The organism is Streptomyces gossypii, from assembly GCF_025165795.1.
GTDB lineage: Bacteria > Actinomycetota > Actinomycetes > Streptomycetales > Streptomycetaceae > Streptomyces > Streptomyces gossypii.
In genome coordinates, this window is record NZ_JAJAGO010000001.1 from 275,786 (window position 1) to 293,457 (window position 17,672).

Annotated in this window: 16 protein-coding genes; 2 read left to right on the forward strand and 14 right to left on the reverse strand. The window is 70.0% G+C overall.

The window, feature by feature from the left end; all coding sequences use genetic code 11:
* Positions 1-142 precede the first annotated feature (142 nt).
* From LHJ74_RS01210 to pdxS, 10 genes are all read right to left on the reverse strand, one after another.
* Complete coding sequence (locus LHJ74_RS01210) at positions 143-685, reverse strand: adenine phosphoribosyltransferase (protein ID WP_260215930.1); 543 nt, start codon at positions 683-685, stop codon at positions 143-145.
* 23 nt (positions 686-708) lie between these two features.
* Entirely contained in the window at positions 709-1,860 is a 1,152-nt protein-coding gene (gene secF, locus LHJ74_RS01215) for a protein translocase subunit SecF (RefSeq protein WP_260215486.1), read from the reverse strand.
* A gap of 1 nt (position 1,861) precedes the next feature.
* Positions 1,862-3,646, reverse strand: coding sequence for a protein translocase subunit SecD (gene secD / locus LHJ74_RS01220; RefSeq protein WP_260215487.1), 1,785 nt, complete (start codon positions 3,644-3,646; stop codon positions 1,862-1,864).
* Between the two features lie 122 nt (positions 3,647-3,768).
* Entirely contained in the window at positions 3,769-4,338 is a 570-nt protein-coding gene (gene yajC / locus LHJ74_RS01225) for a preprotein translocase subunit YajC (RefSeq protein ID WP_260215488.1), read from the reverse strand.
* 164 nt (positions 4,339-4,502) lie between these two features.
* Positions 4,503-5,615 carry a Holliday junction branch migration DNA helicase RuvB gene (gene ruvB / locus LHJ74_RS01230; protein ID WP_260215490.1) on the reverse strand — a complete coding sequence of 371 codons (1,113 nt, stop codon included), beginning with the start codon at positions 5,613-5,615 and terminating at the stop codon, positions 4,503-4,505.
* Positions 5,616-5,665: 50 nt separating this feature from the next.
* Complete coding sequence (gene ruvA, locus LHJ74_RS01235; RefSeq protein ID WP_260215491.1) at positions 5,666-6,292, reverse strand: Holliday junction branch migration protein RuvA; 627 nt, start codon at positions 6,290-6,292, stop codon at positions 5,666-5,668.
* Positions 6,289-6,870: a crossover junction endodeoxyribonuclease RuvC gene (gene ruvC, locus LHJ74_RS01240; RefSeq protein ID WP_260215492.1), complete on the reverse strand. Its 582-nt coding sequence runs from the start codon at positions 6,868-6,870 to the stop codon at positions 6,289-6,291. The genes ruvA and ruvC overlap by 4 nt, the downstream gene beginning before the upstream one ends.
* A gap of 105 nt (positions 6,871-6,975) precedes the next feature.
* Positions 6,976-7,728: a YebC/PmpR family DNA-binding transcriptional regulator gene (locus tag LHJ74_RS01245; RefSeq protein ID WP_260215493.1), complete on the reverse strand. Its 753-nt coding sequence runs from the start codon at positions 7,726-7,728 to the stop codon at positions 6,976-6,978.
* Positions 7,729-7,793: 65 nt separating this feature from the next.
* On the reverse strand, positions 7,794-8,435 hold the full coding sequence (pdxT, locus tag LHJ74_RS01250; protein WP_260215494.1) for a pyridoxal 5'-phosphate synthase glutaminase subunit PdxT: 642 nt from the start codon (positions 8,433-8,435) through the stop codon (positions 7,794-7,796).
* A 71-nt stretch (positions 8,436-8,506) separates the two neighbouring features.
* On the reverse strand, positions 8,507-9,436 hold the full coding sequence (gene pdxS / locus LHJ74_RS01255) for a pyridoxal 5'-phosphate synthase lyase subunit PdxS (protein ID WP_260215495.1): 930 nt from the start codon (positions 9,434-9,436) through the stop codon (positions 8,507-8,509).
* Between the two features lie 345 nt (positions 9,437-9,781).
* Here pdxS and LHJ74_RS01260 point away from each other — a divergent pair, with 345 nt between their 5' ends.
* Positions 9,782-11,179 carry an MFS transporter gene (locus LHJ74_RS01260; RefSeq protein ID WP_260215932.1) on the forward strand — a complete coding sequence of 466 codons (1,398 nt, stop codon included), beginning with the start codon at positions 9,782-9,784 and terminating at the stop codon, positions 11,177-11,179.
* Positions 11,176-12,399, forward strand: a complete 1,224-nt coding sequence (locus LHJ74_RS01265; RefSeq protein WP_260215496.1) for an FAD-dependent monooxygenase — start codon at positions 11,176-11,178, stop codon at positions 12,397-12,399. The genes LHJ74_RS01260 and LHJ74_RS01265 overlap by 4 nt, the downstream gene beginning before the upstream one ends.
* A 159-nt stretch (positions 12,400-12,558) precedes the next feature.
* Here the strand turns inward: LHJ74_RS01265 and LHJ74_RS01270 are convergent, their stop codons facing one another.
* The 4 genes from LHJ74_RS01270 to LHJ74_RS01285 all read right to left on the reverse strand — a co-directional run bounded on the left by LHJ74_RS01270 (position 12,559) and on the right by LHJ74_RS01285 (position 17,669).
* On the reverse strand, positions 12,559-13,248 hold the full coding sequence (locus LHJ74_RS01270) for a response regulator transcription factor (protein WP_260215497.1): 690 nt from the start codon (positions 13,246-13,248) through the stop codon (positions 12,559-12,561).
* Complete coding sequence (locus tag LHJ74_RS01275; protein WP_260215498.1) at positions 13,245-14,570, reverse strand: sensor histidine kinase; 1,326 nt, start codon at positions 14,568-14,570, stop codon at positions 13,245-13,247. The genes LHJ74_RS01270 and LHJ74_RS01275 overlap by 4 nt, the downstream gene beginning before the upstream one ends.
* 7 nt (positions 14,571-14,577) lie before the next feature.
* Positions 14,578-16,833, reverse strand: coding sequence for an MMPL family transporter (locus tag LHJ74_RS01280; RefSeq protein ID WP_260215499.1), 2,256 nt, complete (start codon positions 16,831-16,833; stop codon positions 14,578-14,580).
* A 299-nt stretch (positions 16,834-17,132) separates the two neighbouring features.
* Positions 17,133-17,669 (reverse strand): hypothetical protein, encoded by a 537-nt coding sequence (locus LHJ74_RS01285; RefSeq protein ID WP_260215500.1) that lies wholly within the window; start codon positions 17,667-17,669, stop codon positions 17,133-17,135.
* Between the last annotated feature and the right edge of the window lie 3 nt (positions 17,670-17,672).

Consider the following 17,672-nt stretch of genomic DNA (forward strand, 5'->3'; position numbering starts at 1 on the left):
GCTTCCGGCGGCCCGGCCCCGGCCCGGAACCCCGGAAGCATCGGGGCCCGGTGTTCCCCACCGGGCCCCGATGCCGTACTCCGGCCGCTGCGGCCGTATTGGTCAGACCAAGGCCCGTACCGCCGAACAGACGATCAGGCGGTCAGACGGTGACCAGAGCTTCCAGCGGGGCGTCCTTCAGGGTGGGCTCCAGCCGGACACGACCGCCGAGGAAACCCAGCTCGAGCAGCACTCCCATGCCCGCGACCTGGGCGCCCGCACGGCGGATCAGCTGCAGGGACGCCTCGGCCGTGCCTCCGGTGGCGAGCACGTCATCGATGACCAGGACCCGGTCGTCGGGAGCAAGATCCTCCGCGTGCACCTCTATCTCGGCGCTGCCGTACTCCAGGTCGTACACCTGGGCGAGTGTCGCTCCGGGGAGCTTCCCCGCCTTGCGCACGGGGATGAAGCCGACGCCCGCCTGGACGGCGGCCGGGGCACCCAGGATGAACCCGCGCGCCTCCAAGCCGACGATCTTGGTCGCACCGAACTTCTCGCACATCCCCGCCAGCACCCCGGTGAGCGCGGCGAACGCCTCGGGGTCGGCGAGCAGCGGGGTGATGTCCTTGAACATCACGCCCGGCTTCGGATAGTCGGCGACGTCCCGGATGCGGCTGTGAAGCAGCTCTCTGACCTTGGCGGTCATCATCGTCTCCCCCGCCTGCTCCCTCATCTGCGCCGCCCCGCCCTGCCGCTGCCGGTGCCGCGCCCGCTGGGCGGCCGGCGCTGGCCGCCGGGCCGGGCAGCCGAGGCGCCCGCCCCGGAGTGCGCCGGGTCGGCATCCCGCGGCTCCTCGTCGTCGCCCTCTTCCTCGGACGCCTCCAGGGCGTCGTTCTGGCCCCCGCCCCGGGCCTCGGCCTTGCTGCGGCGCAGCCGCACCCGTTCGTCGTGCTCCTTGATCGCGGGCTCGCGGAGCTTCAGATCGACGGCGACCGGGGTCGCGATCATGATCGAGGAGAAAGTCCCCGCCGACAGGCCGATGAAGAGGGACAGGGCGATGTCCTTCAGCATGCCGCCGGCGAGCAGACCGCTGCCGATGAACAGCAGCGCGGCCACCGGGAGCAGGGCCACCACGGAGGTGTTGACGGACCGGACCACCGTGGCGTTGATGCCCAGGTTGGAAAGCTCTCCGTAGGTGTAGCGGAACTGCTTGGTGACGTCCTTGGTCTTCTCCTTGACCTTGTCGAAGACGACCACGGTGTCGTACAGCGAGTAGCCGAGAATGGTCAGCATGCCGACCACCGTGCCGGGTGTGACCTCGAATCCGACAAGTGCGTAGATACCGACGGTGACAGCCAGGTCGTGGAGCAGTGCGACCAGTGCGGCCACCGCCATCCGCCACTCGAAGGCGAAGGCGAGATAAACGCTCACCAGGATGAGGAAGACGATCAGGCCCTGAATCGCCTTGTCGGTCATCTGGTCGCCCCAGCTCGCCCCCACCAGTTCGGCGTTGACCTTCTGGGTGGCGACGCCGAGCTCCTCCGCCAGGGCCGCGCGGGGCTTGGCGGACTCCTGGGTGTCCAGGCCGGTGACCTGGATCCGGAGCGCGTCGCTGCCCAGCTTCTGGACCCGGGCGTCGCGTCCGGTGGCTTCTTCAGCGGTCTGCCGGGCGTCCTCGACCGAGATCTTGGTCGGCGGCGTGGTGAAGACCGCACCACCCTGGAACTCGATGCCCATGTTGAGCCCGCGGAATCCGAGCCCGAGCATGGACACGACCACGATGCAGAGGGTGATCCCGTACCAGAGCTTCCGATGACCGACGAAGTCGTAGCTGGTCTCGCCTCGGTAGAGCTTGCCGCCGAGTGTGCCGAGCCGGGACATCTCAGGCCTCCTTCGTTTCGGAGGGAGCCGTGGCCTGACGGCGACTTCTCCGCAGCGGGGGCCGGGAGCCCAGCCGTTTGGGATCGAGCCCGGACCAGGGATGTCCGCTCGCGAAGAACTTCCGGCCACCGATGATCATCATCAGCGGCTTGGTCAGCAGGAAGACGATCACGAGGTCGACGACGGTCGTCAGCCCCAGGACGAAGGCGAAGCCCTGCACCGATCCGATCGAGACGATGAACAGCACGACGGCGGCGATGATGGAGACCACGTCGGAGACCACGATGGTCCGGCGGGCGGGCGGCCAGGCCCGGGAGATGGCCGGCCGCACCGTGCGTCCCTCGCGGATCTCGTCTCTCACTCTCTCGAAATAGACGATGAAGGAGTCCGCGGTGATACCGATGGCAACGATGGCACCGCAGATGGCGGGGAGGCTCAGCGCGAAGCCGATGGCCGTACCGAGCAAGGTCATGATCGAGTACGTGAGGACGGCGGCGACTGCCAGGCTGGAGACGGCGACGAGACCGAGCAGGCGGTAGTAGAAGGTCAGATAACCGACGACGAGCGCCAGTCCGATGCCGCCGGCGATCAGCCCCGCCTCCAGCTGCTCGGCACCGAGAGTGGGCGAGATCGTGGTGACGTTGCCCTCCTCGAAAGTGAGCGGAAGGGCACCGTAGGAGAGGATGTTGGCGAGGTCTTCGGCGGACTGCTGATTGAAGTCGCCGGAGATCTCCGCGTCACCGACGAGGCGCTCGCTCACGCTGGGAGCGGAGACGACCTCACCGTCCAGGACGATCGCGAACTGGTTCTGCGGCTGCTGCTTCTGGGCGAGCTGACCGGTGACGTCGCCGAACGCCTTGCTGCCCGTGTCGTCGAAGGACATCTGGACGAGCCAGCCGGAACCACGCTGCTGGTCGAGGACGGCGTTCGCGTCGCTGACGTTCTTGCCCTGTACGGCGACCGGGCCGAGTACGTACTTGACCGGCTGCTCGGAGTCGCAGGCCACCGTGGGCTCGCTGCCCTTGACCCGCGCCGCTTCGCTGCTCGCCTTGGAGCGGGCCTCCTTGGTGGAGCAGTCAAGCTTGGTGAACGCCTTCTGCACCTCGGGCCCGATGCCCGCGGCGGCCTCCGGATCCGTCGGCGGCGGTGCGGGCTCCTCCGATGCCTTGGGAGAATCGGAGGGCTTGGGGGACTCCTCGTCCGCCAGCGGCTCGGTGACTGCACGGCCCTGGGTGGTGGCGCTGGACGACGGGCTGGGGGTTGCCTTCTCCTCGCCCTTCTCGTCGTCCTTCTTGCCGTCGGCCTCGCCCGTGGCCTTGTCGTCCGGCTTCTTGGTGCCGCCGGAGGTGGAAGGGCTGGGCTCCGGCTGCGGCTGGGAGTCGGCGATGGTCATCACGGGCCGGAAGTTGAGCTTCGCCGTGGTGCCGACCTGCTCACGGGCCTGCGCCTCGTTGGTCCCCTTCGGGATGTTCACGACGATGTTCTCGTCGCCCTGCGTGCGCACCTCGGCTTCGGAAACGCCGAGACCGTTCACCCGCCGCTCGATGATGGCGGTGGCCGTGTCCATGTTCGTCTGGTTGATCGCGTCACCCCCGCCCGGCTGCTCCTTGGCCGTGAGCGTGATGCTCGTGCCACCGGCGAGATCGATGCCCAGACGCGGCGTGTGGTTCCCGGTGAGGAGCATTCCCCCACCGAGCGCCAGCACGGCGAGCAAAAGAATCACCAGGGAGCGTCCTGGCTTCCCCTGGGCACCCGGGGACCTGCGGCCCTTCTTCGGTGCTGCCACCTTTTCGAATCTCCTGTCCAGCCGCCCGCGCCGGCCCGCCGTACCGGGTCACCGCCGCGGCACACGAAGTGGTGATCGGGTGCCTGGCCATCGGGCCGAGTGCCGGTCCGACAGCGCGGGCGCTACTTGGAGCCGCTGTCGCCCTTGGTCTTGGCGTCCTCAGGGGTCTCGGACTTGGTGGCGTCCGCCTCGCGCGTCTCCTCCTCGTCGGCCTCGCCTGCGGCGGCGGCCTCGTCGGCGTCAGCCTCGGCGAGGTCCGTGTCCGCCGCGTCAGCAGCGTCGACCGCGTCGTCGGGGGCTTCCGGCTTGCCGAGGTTGATCTTCCCCGCCCGGTTCTCCTCATCGGCTTCGGTGAGCTCGGAGGCGTCGTCCGGCACCACGGGGGCGTCGTCGAGCTCCATGTCGATCGGCTCGCCGTTCATGATGCGGTCGAACTCTTCGGGCTCGAGGACGGCGCCGACGGCGTTCTTGGCGTAGAGCGCGTGCCAGCCGGGAGAGACCTCAAGCAGAACGGCGTCCTCGCGGACCTCCTTGACGACGGCGTACATGCCCCCGATCGTCCGGACGCCGGTGCCAGGCTGCATCTCGTTACGCATCTGGCTGGCCTTCTGCTGCTTCTTCTTCGCCGACCGGGTCATCAGGAACATGGCCCCGATGAGCACGACGAACGGGAGGAGAGTCACGATATTCACGGCGGAAGAGTTTCCTTCGCACGACCGCGTCTCAGCGGCCTGGTATTCGGGGGTGGGTATGCCGTCCGGGGCGGATGGCGTCGGCGGAGTCTAAGCGAGCTGTCACCGATGGAACAACGTCAAGCATGGCACTTGGGTTCCTGCCGCGGCGAGTCCCGCCGCTGTCACGCTCCGGACACCGGCCCCTGCCCGGTGCCGCCGGGCGTGTGCCGTGCCGTCTGCTGACCGGCCTGCTGAGGCGACACGGGAGGGACGAGTCCCAGGTGCGCCCATGCGGCGGGGGTCGCGACGCGGCCGCGCGGGGTGCGCGCGAGCAGGCCCTCACGCACCAGAAAGGGCTCCGCGACCTCCTCTACGGTCTCACGCTCCTCCCCCACCGCCACCGCGAGGGTGGACAGACCGACCGGGCCGCCGCCGAAGAGCTTCAGCAGTGCGTGCAGAACGCCCCGGTCGAGGCGGTCGAGACCCCGCTCGTCCACCTCGTAGACGGCCAGGGCGCGGGAGGCGATCTCCCGGGTGATCACGCCGTCGGCCTTCACCTGGGCGTAGTCCCGCACCCGGCGCAGGAGCCGGTTGGCGATCCGCGGTGTCCCCCGGGAGCGCCCGGCGATCTCGACGGCACCCTCGGCGTCCGTCGAGACGTCCAGCAGCCGCGCCGAGCGGTGGATCACCGCCTCCAACTCGGCCGGCTCGTAGTACTCCATATGGGCGGTGAAGCCGAAACGGTCGCGCAGCGGCGGGGGCAGCAGACCTGCCCTGGTGGTGGCCCCCACCAGGGTGAAGGCCGGCAGTTCGAGGGGGATCGCGGTGGCGCCGGGGCCCTTGCCGACGATGACGTCGACGCGGTAGTCCTCCATCGCCATGTAGAGCATCTCCTCGGCGGGCCGGGACATCCGGTGGATCTCGTCGAGAAAAAGGACCTCGCCCTCCTGGAGGGAGGACAGGATCGCGGCGAGATCTCCCGCGTGCTGGATGGCGGGGCCCGAGGTGATCCGGATCGGCGCGTCCATCTCGGCCGCGATGATCATGGAGAGGGTCGTCTTGCCCAGCCCGGGAGCGCCGGAGAGCAGCACGTGATCCGCGGCCGAGCCCCGGGCCCGTGCGGCGCGCAGCACGAGGTCCAGCTGCTCACGCACCTTGGCCTGGCCGATGAACTCCCCCAGGTCCTTCGGCCGCAGCGCGGCCTCGACCGCCTGGTCCTCGCCGTCGGCCCCGGCGCCGACCAGGCGCTCCTCACCCTCGGTCGGCGGCGCCGTGGTGTTCTCGTCCCAGTCCATGAGTCTCCTTCGCGGACACACGCTTGCGTGTCCGGTTCAGCCAGTCCGGTTCAGCGTGTCCGGTTCAGCGTCCGCAGGGCGGCGCGGAGCAGTTCGGACACCGGCGGCTCGGCGCCCGCGGCCGCTGCGGCCTCGGCCTGCGGGGTGACGGCCGACACCGCGTCCTCCGCCTCCCGGGGCGCGTACCCCAGGCCGAGCAGCGCGGAGTGCAGCTGCTCGTGCCAGGGTGCGGGGCCCGCCGCAGGGCGGGCGGACGGACGTGTGCCGGTGCCCAGCGGTTGCCCGAGGCGGTCCTTCAGCTCCAGCAGCAGCTTCTGCGCGCCCTTCTTGCCGATACCCGGCACGGCGGTCAGGGACTTCTCGTCGCCCGTGGAGACCGCGAGGCGCAGTGCGTCGGGGCTGTGCACGGCGAGCATCGCCTGGGCGAGGCGGGGGCCGACACCGCTGGCCGTCTGGAGCAGCTCGAAGGTCTGCCGCTCGTCGTCGTCCGCGAAGCCGTACAGAGTGAGCGAATCCTCCCGGACCACCAGCGAGGCGGAAAGCCTTGCGTGCTGGCCCAACCGGAGCGCGGCGAGCGTGCCGGGAGTGCACTGGAGGGACATGCCGACGCCGCCGACCTCCAGAACTGCGGAGTCGGGGGCGAGGGAGGCGACCGGCCCTGAGACGAAGGCGATCATGTGGTTCGGCCTTTCGGAGAGCGGCGGGCGGCGGCGCGGGCAGGGGGCGAGTCGGGCCGGGTCTGCAGGACTTGCCGGGCCTGCGCCTGCTGCAGGCGGCTGAGGGCGGGAGCGCGCCAGATGTGGCAGATGGCCAGCGCCAACGCGTCCGCCGCGTCCGCTGGTCTGGGCGGGGAGTCGAGCCGCAGCAGCCTGGTGACCATGGCGCCGACCTGCGCCTTGTCTGCCCTGCCACTGCCGGTAACCGCCGCCTTGACCTCACTGGGCGTGTGCAGTGCCACCGGCAGGCCGCGGCGCGCGGCGCAGAGCATGGCGACGGCGCTGGCCTGGGCGGTGCCCATCACCGTGCTGACGTTGTGCTGGCTGAAGACCCGCTCCACGGCGACGACTTCGGGCCGGTGGGCGTCCAGCCAGCCGTCGATGCCGCGCTCGATGAGGACGAGACGCTCGGCGACGGGGATGTCCGCCGGAGTGCGCACCACGCCGACTCCGGTCATCGCCAGCGGGCGCCCGGCGCTGCCCTCCACCACGCCCACCCCGCAGCGGGTCAGCCCCGGATCCACCCCCAGCACGCGCACGGCGCCTCTCCCCTCGCTCCGACCTGTCAGCCGTCAAGCAGGCTATCGGCCGGCACTGACAGCGCCGGAGGGTTGCGGCGGCGTGCCGTACCGCCGCCCGGTGCGTCAGGCGTCGACGCGGGCCAGAACGTCGTCGGAGACGTCGAAGTTGGCGAAGACGTTCTGCACGTCGTCGCTGTCCTCGAGTGCGTCGATCAGCTTGAAGATCTTGCGCGCACCCTCCTCGTCCAGCTCGATCTGCACGCTGGGCAGGAAGTTGTTGTCCGCCGACTCGTAGTCGATGCCCGCGTCGACGAGCGCGGTGCGGACGGGGACCAGATCGGTCGCCTCGCTGATGACCTCGAAGTTCTCACCCAGGTCGTTGACTTCCTCGGCGCCCGCGTCGAGTACGGCGCTCAGCACGTCGTCCTCGGCCAGGTCGCCCTTCGGGACGATGACGACGCCCTTGCGGTTGAACAGGTAGGACACCGAACCGGGATCAGCCATGGAGCCGCCGTTACGGGTCATGGCGACCCGGACGTCGGAGGCGGCGCGGTTGCGGTTGTCGGTGAGGCACTCGATGAGCACCGCCACGCCGTTGGGGCCGTAACCCTCGTACATGATGGTCTCGTACTCGGCGCCACCCGCCTCGAGACCGGCGCCGCGCTTGACCGCGCTGTCGATGTTCTTGTTGGGAACCGAGCTCTTCTTCGCCTTCTGGATGGCGTCGTAGAGGGTGGGGTTGCCGTCGGGATCGGCGCCACCCGTACGGGACGCGACCTCGATGTTCTTGATCAGTTTCGCGAAGAGCTTGCCGCGCTTGGCATCGATCACGGCCTTCTTGTGCTTGGTGGTTGCCCACTTGGAGTGGCCGGACACGCCTGGCTCCTTCACTGTTTCACTGTTACCAACAGGACCAACGGCCTGATCCTACCGCCCGCGGATCACGCCTCGGCCCGCTCCCCGTTCGCCGCGGTGACGCTCCGCTCCCCGGCCGCCTGCCGGGCACGCACCATTTCCACGAACGCCGCGTGCACCCGGTGGTCACCGGTCAGCTCCGGATGGAAGGCCGTCGCCAGCAGGCTGCCCTGGCGTACTGCCACGGGGTGACCGTCGTAGTGGGCCAGGATCCGCACCTGGGCGCCGGTCGACTCCACCCAGGGGGCGCGGATGAACACGCCGTCGACCGGGCCGCCCGGCACTCCGGTCATCTCGACGGACGCCTCGAAGGACTCGTTCTGCCGCCCGAAGGCGTTCCGCCGCACGATCATGTCGATGCCGCCGACCGTCTGCTGGCCGGACCGGGGGTCCAGGATCTTCTCCGCGAGCATGATCATGCCCGCGCACGAGCCGTACACCGGCAGGCCCTCGCGGACCACCGCGCGCAGCGGCTCCAGCATGCCGAAGGCGGCCGCCAGCTTGGAGATGGTGGTCGACTCCCCGCCCGGGATGACCAGTCCGTCGACCTCGGCCAGTTCCTCGGGACGGCGCACGGTGCGGGCCTCCGCACCCGTGCCGGTGAGTGCGGCGAGATGCTCACGGACGTCACCCTGGAGCGCGAGGACGCCGACGAGGATGCTGCTCAAAAGTGGTTCTCCTCTTCCTTTTCACGCGCCGCGGGCGGCCCGCCGCACGGGCCGCCCGCGGAACACGCGGTTCACCAGCCGCGTGAGGCGTAACGCTCGGCCTCCGGCAGGGTGTCGCAGTTGATCCCGACCATGGCCTCGCCCAGGCCGCGCGAGGCGTCCGCGACGACCTTGGGGTCGTCATGGAAGGTGGTGGCCTTCACGATGGCGGCGGCCCGCTTCGCCGGGTCGCCCGACTTGAAGATTCCGGAGCCGACGAAGACGCCTTCGGCGCCGAGCTGGCACATCAGGGCCGCGTCGGCGGGAGTGGCCACACCGCCCGCGGAGAACAGCACGACGGGCAGCTTGCCCAGCTCGGCGACCTCGCGCACCAGCTCGTACGGGGCGCGCAGTTCCTTGGCCGCCGCGTACAGCTCGTGGTGGTCGAGGGCCTTCAGACGGCCGATCTCGGCCCTGATCTGGCGCATGTGGCGCACGGCCTCCACGACGTTCCCCGTGCCGGCCTCGCCCTTGGAGCGGATCATGGCCGCACCCTCGGAGATCCGGCGCAGGGCCTCGCCGAGGTTGGTGGCACCGCAGACGAAGGGGGTGGTGAAGGACCACTTGTCGCTGTGGTTGACCTCGTCGGCCGGGGTGAGCACCTCGGACTCGTCGATGTAGTCGACACCGAGCGCCTGGAGGAGCTGGGCCTCGACGAAGTGACCGATCCGGGACTTGGCCATCACGGGGATGGAGACGGCGCTGATGATGCCGTCGATCATGTCGGGGTCGGACATGCGGGCGACGCCGCCGTCCTTGCGGATGTCGGCCGGGACGCGCTCCAGGGCCATCACCGCGACGGCGCCGGCGTCCTCAGCGATCTTCGCCTGCTCGGGCGTGACGACATCCATGATCACACCGCCCTTGAGCTGCTCGGCCATGCCGCGCTTGACGCGCGCCGTGCCTGTCTCAGGGGTGCTGCCGGAAGCGGCCCCGGACGGGGCGGGAGCTGTGCTGGACACGGATTCGACCTCACTCGACGGTAAAAAGTGTGAAAGGACCCTGGTAGGCCCGACTCCTTACGTTCCCTGATACGGGCGAACGGTGAAAGGGCCAATCGGTCGCGGTGGCCTGTGCGAAAGCACCATGACGCGACCCGGTCACGGCACCACCAGGCCCGACCCGGCCCGTGGTGCGGAGGCACCAGGCCACGTGAGCGGCTGGTCCGGGCGCACCAGGGGAAGACGGTGGCGGCGGACGATGCCCCGGCAGGACGCCCGACGGAAGTGTGGGAGGCGCGTGAATCTCGCGCAATTCCCTTACCCAGCGGCGTCTGGAGTGATCATCAGGTGGCAAAAAAGACGTCTATGTCCGAAATTTCAGTTTCCCCGGTCCGCATCGGGAGACTGTCGATCGGTGCTCTCGGCGTCCTGGCACTCGCCCTCGGCACCCTGCAGTCAGTGGTGGAGCCCGCGCTCCCGCTGCTCCAGCGTGAACTCGGGGTCAGTCCTGGCGAAGGGGCTCTGATCGGCAACACATTACTCATCACCGGCGCCGTCGTCACGCCCGTCGCGGGCAAACTCGGCGACCGCTACGGCGGAAAGCGGGTGCTGGTCCGGCTGATGGCCGTGGTCTCGGCCGGTGGTCTGCTGGCGAGCCTGGCGCCGAACCTGCCGGTGCTGTTGCTCGGTCAGGTATTGCAAGGCGTCATGGTGGGTGCGCTGCCCCTCTCCTTCATCCTGGTGCGCAAACACCTCTCGACAGCAGAGTCACAGGTGGCGATCGGGGTTGTCGTCGCGCTGTTCACGAGCGGCAGCATGGTGGGAATGCTGTTCTCCGGGCCGATCGCGGAAGGACTGTCCTGGCACTGGATGTTCGCACTGCCGACGATCGCGGTCATCGCGGCGACGTTGGTCGTGGCCTGGCTGATGCCGCATGACCCCCCGATCCACTCGGATGACGGGATCGACTGGCCTGGTGTCGTTCTGCTGAGCGGCACGTTGCTCGCGTTCATGCTCGGTCTCGTGATGGTGACGAGGGACGGCGGCCTGCCGCCGTTCGCGGTCGGTGCCATCGCGGTGGTCGTGACCGCCCTCGCGACCGGATGGGTCTACGTCGAACGCCGGGCAGCCTCGCCGATGGTCGATCTGCGCATGCTGGCGAAGCCCGCGATGTGGAATTCGTGCGTGCTCACCTTCGTCATCACCACCAGTTTCGGGATGGTGGTCTTTCTGCTCCCGCAGTTGTTCGGGCTGTCGGCCGACGGATACGGCTTCGGGGCCAGCACCACCGACATCGGACTGTTCCTGCTCCCCGGCGCCATCGCCGGGGCGGTGAGCGATTCGGTCGGCGGGATCGCGGCGCGGCGTTTCCGTCCGCATGCCGTGGTCATCGTGGGCACCGTCGTCACGGCGGCCACGTTGATCGCTCTGGCGTCGATGCACTCCGCGGAATGGCAACTCGCCCTGGCGAAGGTGCTGACCGCGTTCGCCGCGGGCGTCGGTACCACGGCGCTGCTTGCCAGCACCGCGACCGCCGTCGAGACCAGGGACACCGGCATCGCCACCAGCCTGCTCGTGGTGACACGCGTGATCGGCGTCGCCCTGGGTGCCCAACTCGGCGGCGCGATCCTCGACGCCGGGGCCGACCCGCTGACGGGCCTGCCGGCCGAATCGGCCTTCGTCACAGGTTTCGTCGTCGCCGGTCTCGTCGCCGCACTGTCACTGCTCGTTGTCCGCATCACGAAGAAGGGAGTCCAGGCATGACACCTACCGGTCCGTCGACGGACGTGAGTACTACCGCGAAGCGCCGAGTTCTGATCTCCGGGGCCAGCATCTCCGGACCCGCGCTGGCCTACTGGCTGCACCGGTCCGGATTCGCGGTCACCGTGGTGGAGAAGGCAGGCTCGCTGCGCGGCGGTGGATATCCGATCGACGTCCGCGGTACCGCGACAGAGGTGGTCCGGCGGATGGGGATACTGCCGCAACTGCAGGACGCGCACATCGACTCACGTCGCTGCACCTTCCTCAACGCCGATGGCAGTGTGGTGGCCTCGGTCAGCCCGCGTGCCGTTGCCGGCAGTGCCGGCGGACAGGACCTCGAGGTGCGTCGTGGGGATCTGGCCGCGATCCTCCACGCGATGGTTCGCGACGACGTGGAGTTCCTGTTCGACGACTCCATCGACACCCTCGACCAGTCCGGACAAGGGGTCGACGTTGCTTTCCGCAGTGGGCAGCAGCGCACGTTCGACCTGGTGGTCGGCGCCGACGGCATGCACTCACATACCCGGGAGTACCTGTTCGGCCCCGAAGAGCAGTTCCACCGCTACCTCGGCTACTGCTTCGCCATATTCACCATGCCGAACACCTTCGGACTCTCCCGCGAGCTCATGCTGTGGAACACCCCGGGGAAGGCCGCGGCCCTCTACGCCGTCGGGGACAACGACGAGCTGCACGCCTTCCTGAACTTCCACCGACCAGAACCGCCGTCCCAGGCCCTCCGGAGCCCCGGCGCCCAGCGGGACCTGGTCGCCACGGTCTTCGCAGGCGCGGGATGGGAGGTCCCCGGCATGGTCAACGCCATGCGCGACGCGGATGACCTGTTCTTCGACACGGCCGGTCAGATCCGCATGCCCCATTGGTCCAGCGGCCGCGTGGCGCTCGTCGGCGACGCCGCGTACGCACCCTCGTTCCTTACCGGACAGGGCTCAAGCCTTGCGCTGGTCGGTGCCTACATGCTCGCCGACGCCCTGGCCACGAACCGGGACCACACTGCGGCCTTCGCCGCCTACGAACGCGGCGTCCGCGAGTTCGTCGTCATGAATCAGGCACTGGTCGACAAGGGTGCGGCCACGCTCTTCCCCACCACGGTGCGGGCCCTGGAGCAACGCAACACCAAGCTGCGTGACCTCGTCACCATGCCCTCCGGGCCAGCACAGCCGGCCCACTCAGCCCTCACACTGCCCGGATTCGCCCCGCTGCCGTGACCTGATGCGGCAGCCGCACTGTGGAACCGGTGTGGTCGGTACAGGAAAGCAGGGCCTCTCGGTAGCTCAGAGGTCGTCGAAGCCAAGAGCTGTCCCGGGAGGCCCTGCCGTCGCAGGCGGGGCCGGCCGTGTGGAGCCGCCGAAGGGCCCGGTATCGGACTACGGCAGGCGGTCGGTGCCGCCGTCGGGGGCAGTGTGGGCCAGGCCCGTCTGGTAGGCGATGACGACGAGTTGCGCCCGGTCGCGGGCCTCCAGCTTCGTCATGGCGCGCTGCACGTGGGCGCGGACGGTGAAGGGGCTGAGGAACATCCGCTCGGCGATCTCCTGGTTGGACAGGCCGGTCGCGACCAGGGCCACCATCTCGCGTTCGCGCGGGGTGAGCACCGCGAGCTGTTCGGGGTGGTGCGGCGGGGGTTCCGGTGTGGCCAGGAAACGGGCGACCAAGGAGCGGGTCGCGGTGGGGGACAGAAGAGTGTCGCCGTCGGCGATCGTACGCACGGCGTCCACCAGGTCGTCAGCCCCGATCCCCTTGCCGATGAAGCCGCCGGCCCCCGCGCGCAGCGCCTGAGCGACGTACTCGTCGGTCTCGTACGTGGTGAGGATCAGGATGCGGCTGGCACGCAGTTCCGGGTCCGCGCAGATCTCCGACGTCGCGGTGAGACCGTCCGCCTCGGGCATGCGGATGTCCATGATCACCACGTCCGGGCGCAGCTCCCGGGTGAGTCTCACCGCCTCCCTGCCGTCGGCGGCCTCGCCGACCACGGTGATGTCGTCGGCGGTGTCGAGAAGCATCCGGAAGGCGCTGCGCAGCAGGGCCTGATCGTCGGCGAGCAGCACCCGGAGCGTCACGGCGCACCCCCGGCCTCTCCGTCGCCCGTCCGTCCGTCGCCTGTCGCTCGGTCGGCCATCCGCCCCTCCCTGGTTGTTGCTCCGTCAGTCCCCGGCGCCGTGTCCTTGGCGGGCGGGAGGGGCAGCTGAGTGGAGACGAGGAAGCCGCCCTCCGGGCGCCTGCCCGCGGAGAGGTGTCCCCCGACCGCGGTTGCACGTTCACGCATCCCGATCAGACCGTACCCGGGCGCGCGGTCCGGCGCCGTGGACGCACTCGGTTTCGTGGCCGCGGCCGGCGTCGTACGGGCGCCCCCTCCGTCGTCGGCGACGGTGAGGGTCACGTGATCACGGTTCCAGACGAGGCGCACCCGGGCGCTACCGCTACTGGCGTGCTTGGTCACGTTGGTCAGGGCTTCTTGGACGATGCGGTAGGCGGTGAGGTCCACTCCCGGCGGCAGCGTCCTGGCCGGGCCCTCCTGGTGCAACGACACCTCCAGATCCGCGCGGCGGAAGGACTCGAGGAGCGTGGGAAGCCGGGACAGCCCCGGCGCCGGTTCGGCAGACGCGGCCGCGTCCCCGGTCTGACGCAGCAGACCGACCGTGGCCCGCAGGTCGTCGAGCGCGTCGCTGGTGGTCTCGACGAGCTCCTTGAGGCTCTTGCGGGTCTGCTCCGGGCGGGCGTCGAAGAGGTGGGCGGCGACCGTGGCCTGCGCGTTGGCCAGGGTGATCTGATGGGCCACGAGGTCGTGCAGTTCCCGGGCGATGCGCATCCTTTCCTCGTCCACTCTCCGGCGCGCCTCGCTGTCCCGGGTCTGCTCGGCCCGCTGGGCCCGCTCCTCCATGGCCGCCAGGTAGGCCCGCCGGTTGTGCACCGAGTAGCCAACCAGGCCGGCCACCAGCGGGAACGCCGCCACCACTCCCATCCTGCTCGCGTCCTTCCACGAGAGGGCCCCGAGCAAGGGAGTGAAGGCGACCAGCAGCGCCGCGGAGGTGAGCGACACCGCGCTCACCGCGTGCCGTTCGGTGCGCGCGGTGAGCGAGTAGGCGGTGATCACGGCGGGGGCCACGATGAGCGGGCTCAGCAGGACGCCCAAGAGCGGCACCAGCACGCCGCACGCGGTCGTGGCCGCCATGGCCGCCAGGGGTGCCCTGTGCCGCACCGGCAGCACGGCACAGGACACCACGGCGATGAAGTAGGCGGTGGCAGGCGGCGCTGACAGCGTCCTGCCGTCTTCCTGCAGCACGCCGCCGAGCAGACAGAGCGCGAACGCCGTCGCCATGACCGCTCCCTCCCGCAACCACGTACCGCGTGATCGCGGGCCACCGCCGCCCGTGTGCGCCATGGCCGGCTCAGTACCGGTCTGCGGGGAGCCGCAGCGGAGCTGCGTCCGGCGCGGCCGGGGGAGCCGGCACGGCCGGGGCATGCCTGCTCAGCGCCTCACCCTCGATATCCACGTTCGGCAGCACGCGGTTCAGGATACGGGGCAGCGACCAGGCCCGGTGGCCGAGCAGTGCCAGGACCGCGGGCACGATCGCCATCCGGACCACGAAGGCGTCGAAGGCGACGGCGGCGGCCAGGCCGACGCCCATCGTCTGGATGGTCGGCATGTGTATCCCGATGAATCCGGCGAACACGCTGATCATGATGATCGCCGCCGCGGCCACCACACGTCCGCTGTGCCGGAAACCGGTGACGACTGCCTCGCCGGGGGACGCGCCATGGACGTACGCCTCCCGCATCCGGCTGAGCAGGAAGACCTCGTAGTCCATGGCGAGACCGAACACGATTCCGATGATGAGGATCGGCATCAGCGACATGACCGGTCCGGTCGTCTCGATGCCGACCAGGTCTGCCGCCCAGCCCCACTGGAACACGGCGACGAGGACGCCGAAGGCGGCACCCACCGACAGCAGGAAGCCGAGCGCGGCCTTGATCGGGACCAGGACCGACCGGAAGACCACCATCAGCAGGAGCACCGCCAGGCCGATGACCACGGACAGATAGGGGATGAGGGCGTCGGACATGGCTTCGGAAATGTCGATGTTCATCGCGGTGGAGCCGGTCACCAGGACGGCGGCGCCCGTGTCGGCCTCGACGCCGGAGACCGCGCCCCGGATCTCGTTCACCAGCTCCTTGGTCTCGCCGCTGGTCGGCGCGGTCTCCGGGACGGCAGTGAGGACGGCCGTGTCCTTGCTCTGGCTGAGAACCGGATCGCCGACTGACGCGACCCCGTCCAGTCCCCGTACGGTCTTGACGACCTGGTCCGTGGTGGCTCGGGTGTCCTCGGACTCCGGTGTGTCCACGACCACTGTCAACGGGCCGTTGAAGCCGGGGCCGAAGCCTTCTGACAGCAGGTCGTAGGCACGGCGCTCGGTGGTCTCCGTCGACTTGGACTCGTCTCCGGGCAGCCCGAGTTCGAGGCTCAGCGCCGGTACGGCGACGGCGCCGAGACCGAGTCCGGCGATCATCAGTACGGGCACCGGCCGGCGCAGCACGAACCGCGCCCAGCGGGTGCCGAGCCCGGGCCGGCCGGCCGCGGAGGGCACCGCGTGCGGGTGCTCGCTTCCCGGCCGGGTGGCCTTGCGGACCTTGCGGGACAGTATCCGCCGACTGCCGAAGGAGCCGAACAGCGCGGGGACCAGGGTCAGTGCGACGAGTACGGCAAGGGCCACAGCGCCCGCGCCGCCCATGCCGATCCTGGTGAGTTCGGGGATTCCGACGACCCCCAGCCCGACCAGGGCGATGAAGACGGTCGCGCCGGCGAAGACGACGGCGGATCCGGCCGTGCCCACCGCCCGTCCGGCGGCCTCCTCCGGTTCGCTGCCCTGGGCGAGTTCGTCGCGGAAGCGGGAGGTGATGAAGAGTGCGTAGTCGATGCCCACCGCCAGCCCCAGCATCAGTGCCAGGATGCCGACGGTGGACGTCAGGCCGAGCGGCACAGCCAGCGCGGTGATCAGGCCGAAGGAGATGACCACGCCCACGATTGCGGTCAGCAGCGACAGTCCGGCAGCGACCAGCGACCCGAGGGCGAGGATCAGCACCAGCGCGGCCACCGCCACACCGATCATCTCCGTCGTACCGCCCGGTTCCTCCTCCGTTTCCAGAGCCGAGCCGCCGATCTCCACAGTCAGCCCCGCGTCCCGGGCCTGGTCTGCGGCGTCCTCGAGAGCGCTCTTCGCCGACTCGGTCAGGTCGACGGCTGCCTCGGTGTAGGTGATCGTGGAGTACGCGATGGTGCCGTCCTTGCTGACGGCGCCGGTCTCATAGGGGTCGGTGGTCGACCCGACCTGCTTGCCCCCGTCCAGCGAACCGAGCGTGTCCTTGACGGCCGCCTTGTGCTCGCCGGCCGTCACCCGTTGCCCATCCGGGGCCTGGAACACCAGGCGGGCCTCGGCACCCTGCGAGTTGCTCTCGGGGAAGCGCTCGTCCAGCAGGTCGAACGCCTTCTGCGACTCGGTGCCGGGCATGGAGAGGTCCTCTTCCTCCGCGGCCGGCGCCATGGCGGCAGCAGCGACGGCGAGCACCAGGGCACCCAGCCACAGACCGCCCACGAGCCGGCGCCGCCGGAAGGCCCACCGCCCGATCCGGTAAAGAAAAGTCGCCACCTGTTGATCACTCCAGACACCGCTAGGTAAGGGGAATGCGCGAGATTCACGCGCCTCCCACACTTCCCTCCGGCGCCCTGGCGGGCATCGTCCCCCGCCACCGTCTTCCCCTGGTGCGCCCGGACCAGCCCCTCACGGGTCCTGGTGCCTACGCACCACAGGCCGGCGCGGGCGGGGCGGGGCTTGACGCGGAGTGCAGTGACCTAGTGCTGCGTCAGGCAGGGTTTGCCCGGTGCCGGGCCACGCGGCCGATGGCCGTGCCAGGGCGGCGAGCGGGGCAAACCCTGCCTGACGCAGCACTAGGCCCTGTCCACCAGCAGGCCGGGCGGCCCGTCGTCCATCTCGAAGGCCAGCGGAAAGGGTGCGTGCCCCGCCAGCCGGAACAAACGCACCGTACGGTGCCTGCGCAGCGCCCGTGCCGCCCGTACCGAGTCGTTGTGGAAACGCCGTGCCATCGGCACCCGCCTTACCGCCGCGCCCAGTTCGGTTGCCGAATCCGCGCCACCGGGCGCCTCCCGTACCGCTTCCAGCTGGGCCTTCTCCGCGAAGACCGCCCGCAGCGCCTGGCTCAGCTCGCTCTCGGCGACCTCGCGCTGCTCCTCCTCCGCCTGCCGCGCCGCGTGCGCGGCCTGGTAGAGCAGCATGGAGGCGGCGGGGTCCAGGATGCCCGCTGTGGCCAGTTCCTGGGCGATGGAGGCGCGGCGCAGCAGCTGGGCGTCGAGGGCCGCCCTGGCCGTGTCGATCCGCGCGTGCAGCCGGTCGAGCCGGCCCGCGGTCCAGCTCAGGTAGACGGTGATCAGCAGCAGTGCGACAGCGATCAGGATGTAGGTCGTCATGGC